Annotated in this window: 3 protein-coding genes; 2 read left to right on the top strand and 1 reads right to left on the bottom strand. The window is 66.4% G+C overall.

From position 1 onward, the window contains the following. Nucleotides 1-121 precede the first annotated feature (121 nt). Both VGI62_RS16465 and VGI62_RS16460 read left to right on the top strand, forming a co-directional pair. On the top strand, nucleotides 122-982 hold the full coding sequence (locus tag VGI62_RS16465; protein WP_331505611.1) for a hypothetical protein: 861 nt from the start codon (nucleotides 122-124) through the stop codon (nucleotides 980-982). A 270-nt stretch (nucleotides 983-1,252) separates the two neighbouring features. Next, entirely contained in the window at nucleotides 1,253-1,921 is a 669-nt protein-coding gene (locus VGI62_RS16460; protein WP_331505610.1) for a hypothetical protein, read from the top strand. A gap of 74 nt (nucleotides 1,922-1,995) precedes the next feature. Here VGI62_RS16460 and VGI62_RS16455 read toward each other — a convergent pair. Then, on the bottom strand, nucleotides 1,996-3,507 hold a 1,512-nt coding region (locus VGI62_RS16455), incomplete at its 5' end, for an aminotransferase class III-fold pyridoxal phosphate-dependent enzyme (protein ID WP_331505609.1).

The following is a 3,507-nucleotide window of genomic DNA, read 5'->3' as shown; positions in this document are numbered from 1 at the left end:
GGAAGAGACGTTGCCCGTCACACTGGTGGCCGCGCTGCTGGGCGCGGCGGCCGTCGCCTGCGCCTGGGCGCTGTATCGCTGCTATGCGGCCCGCGAGAAACCATAAGGAGAAGGAGAACCCATGAGCAGCACATCGAGTTGGGCCGGTGAAAGCGCGGAGTCCGGACCGCAGGACCAGGTTTCGCGGCTTTTTCCCGCGACGGTCGGCCGCTTCGACGACCGCGCCGACCGGGCCGTGATCGACGGGCTGACCCGATGGGTCGAGGATCATTATCGCGAGGACCTGGCCAAGCGGCCGTCCAAGCATGTCTATGTCCGCACCCTGCCCGGACCGGTGATCGAGCAGATCGACCGCCTGCGCGACAGCCAGCTCATCGCCTCCCTGATCGGGGCCCGGGTCCCGGCGGGCAGCGTCGTGGCGCCGATGAAGCACACCGACGAGCTCTACATGTCCAACTACAACAAGGATCATGGCGGGGACCAGGGCCTGTTCGACCGGCATTACGACGGCAACCTGCGCTTCCTGTCGTCCAGCGTGGTCGTGCGCGCCTTGATCTACCTGCAGTCCGACGCGACCTACAAGGTCGTGTTCGGCGACAGCCGGGTCGAGAAGGCGTTTGCGACCTACGATTTCGGCCTGATGGACTTTCACCGCGAGCTGCATTGGGTCGAGGGGCACTACAACCCGGCCGACCGCCAGCGCATCCTTCTCAAGTGCAACTACCTGGTCACGCGCCGCAACGCGGCCCTCCTGGGGCGGGCCGCGCTCGCCGCCAACACCGGCGTGTTCTACGTCGTGAAGGCGGCGATGGAATACTCCAAGAGTCCCAGCACGCCGCCGCAGGTCGCCGTCGGATTCCTGTGCAATCTCATCCGCCGGCTGAACAACATCCATCCCTTGATCCCGCTGGCGTTGATCGCCGCCGTCATCGGCGCGCTCGGCTGGGCGACAGGCTGGGCAATCTGGCGCCTGCTCGCCTAGGCTTTCTCCGGGGGTCGACGCGCGCGCCCCGGGGCCCGGCGGAGCCGTCTCTTTACCGTAACGCCAGCGCTGTACGTTGGTAATCGGTGTGCAACGGTCGTCCCTCCCCCGGTGCGGTCCTGCCGCCAGCCAAGCTGCCCGCCTGAAAGTGCCAAGAATCCCGAAAGTGACACCTTACGATTGGCGCAGCCCAGCAACAGCGCCCGCCGGCAACGCGGGCCCCTCCGACGACGGACCTCGGCTTCCCCTCCATAGCTAAGGAAAGCACCCATGAGTGGCTTCTTGAACGAACTGAAAGTGCAGCGCTGGGACGACCATCGCTACTATCATCACAGCAAGGTCAACCAGTCGCTTCACTTCGTGAGCGCAACGAGCTTCCTCTGCGCCTATATGATGGCGTTCTCCGATCCCGCGATGGCCGCACTGATCGGCTGGCTTGTCGCCATGACGACCCGCCAGGTGGGCCACCTCTTCTTCGAGCCGCGGGGCTACGACCAGGTCAACCAGGCCACCGACGACTACAAGGAAGAGATCAAGGTCGGCTACAACATCAAGCGCAAGCTCGTGCTGCTGGCCGTCTGGGCCGCCTCGCCTCTCCTCCTGGTCCTCGATCCGACGCTGCTCGGGATCTTCGTCCCCCATGCCGACACGGCCGAGTTCATCCGCCATGTCGGCGAAGTCTGGCTGGTGGTGGGCCTGGGCGGAATCGCCTTCCGAACGATCCAGCTGTTCGTCCTGAAGGATTTTCAGACCGGCCTGGTGTGGGCCACCAAGATCGCCACCGATCCCTTCCACGACATCAAGCTCTACCACCGCGCCCCGCTCCATCTCCTGGCGGGCAAGCGGGCGGCGGGCGCGGTCTCCCACCCGATGCCCGAGGCCCTGTGCGAGGAGAGCGTCGAGGAACTTCCCGCCGAGGCCTCAAAGGCGGGCGTCTAGTCCCTGGACTCACAAGTGCTGGAGACAGGTCCCATTGTCATCCCGAGCGCAGCGAGGGACCTTTGCTCATGGCCTTAAAGGCCCCTCGCTGCGCTCGGGGTGACAGTCGTGACTGGCTCTTCGGCGATCGTCGGCACTAGGGAGCGCCTCCCGGGCAGGCGCGGGGCCACGGCATGGGCGAGCATCTCGCGCAGGATGCGTCGCTTGATGGCCCGGTCGGTGCCCAGCGCGCCGGTCTCCCACCAGCCGTCGCGGCGCATGGCTTCGGCCGCGGCCAGGAAGCGCTCGGCCACGGACTCGAAGTCGGCATCGCTGAAATTCAGGCTGAAGACCAGCCGGCCGGTGCCGACCCAGCTCAAGGCCAGGCCCTGGGCCTTGAGGTAATATTGCAGCATCCAATTGTAGCGCGACGACTTCGTGTGGCAGACGGTCCAGATCGACGACAGGTGCGCGACCTGCAGGGGCAGGCCGCGCTCGGCCAATCGTCGATTGAGCGAGGTCGCCCGCCCCGCCCAGGTGGCATCGAGATCGCGATAGAGAACCTGCATCTCCGGCCCCTCGAGATGGAGCAGGAATTCGTTCATCGCCGCCATGACGTAGGGATGGGAATTGAAGGTCCCGCGCGCGAAGCAGATATCGGCCGGGCGGTCCTCGCGAAAGCGCTTCATAAAGCGGTGATGGCCGCACACGACGCCGACGGGAAAACCGCCGCCGACGGTCTTGCCGTAGGTCACGATATCGGCCGCAACGCCGAAATATTCCTGGGCGCCGCCGGGCGCCAGGCGGAAGCCGACGAAGACCTCGTCGAAGATCAGCACGATGCCGCGCTCGCTGCAGATCGCGCGCAGCGCCTTCAGCCAGGCCGAATAGGCCGCGCGATCGACGCTGGCGTCCGGCCGGCTGTGGACCAGGGTCGTGTCGGCGGGCGCCCCGATGTTGGGATGCAGCGCCTGCAACGGATTGACCAGCACGCAGGCGATGTCGTGGCGGCTCTTCAGCACGGCCAGGGTGGCGTCGGACATTTCCGCCAGCGTGTAGGTGTCGTGGGCGGGCACCGGGTTGCCGACGCCGGGCTGAACGTCGCCCCACCAGCCGTGATAGGCGCCGCAGAAACGCACGAGATGGGAGCGCCGCGTGTGATAGCGGGCGAGGCGAACGGCCTGCATGACCGCTTCCGTCCCCGACATGTGGAACGAGATCTCTTGCTTGCCGGAAATCCGGGCGAGGCGCGTCACGTTGTCGGCGACCAGCTGCGGGTAGGAGCCCAGCACCGGGCCGAGCGCGCTCACGCGCCGGATGCCGCGCTCCATGCACGCCTTGTAGAAATCGTAGCCGAGCAGGTTCACGCCGTACGACCCGGTGAGATCGTAGCAGGCGTTGCCGTCGAGATCGGTGACCTGGACGCCGTTCGACGAGGCGAGAAACGAGCCTGCAGGCAAATGCGTCTTCACGGCGGGGCTGAACGGGAAAGGCACACGGTAGCTCTCGGTGAACTGCAGGTCGGAGATGTGGGGCGCGGCGTCGGCCGTCTGATCGAGCGTCCGCGCGCTCGTCGTCCGCAGAACGCGCGACAGGCCCTCGAAGGC

It is taken from the genome of Phenylobacterium sp., from assembly GCF_036495085.1.
GTDB lineage: Bacteria > Pseudomonadota > Alphaproteobacteria > Caulobacterales > Caulobacteraceae > Phenylobacterium.
This window is presented reverse-complemented; position numbering and strand designations above follow the sequence as displayed.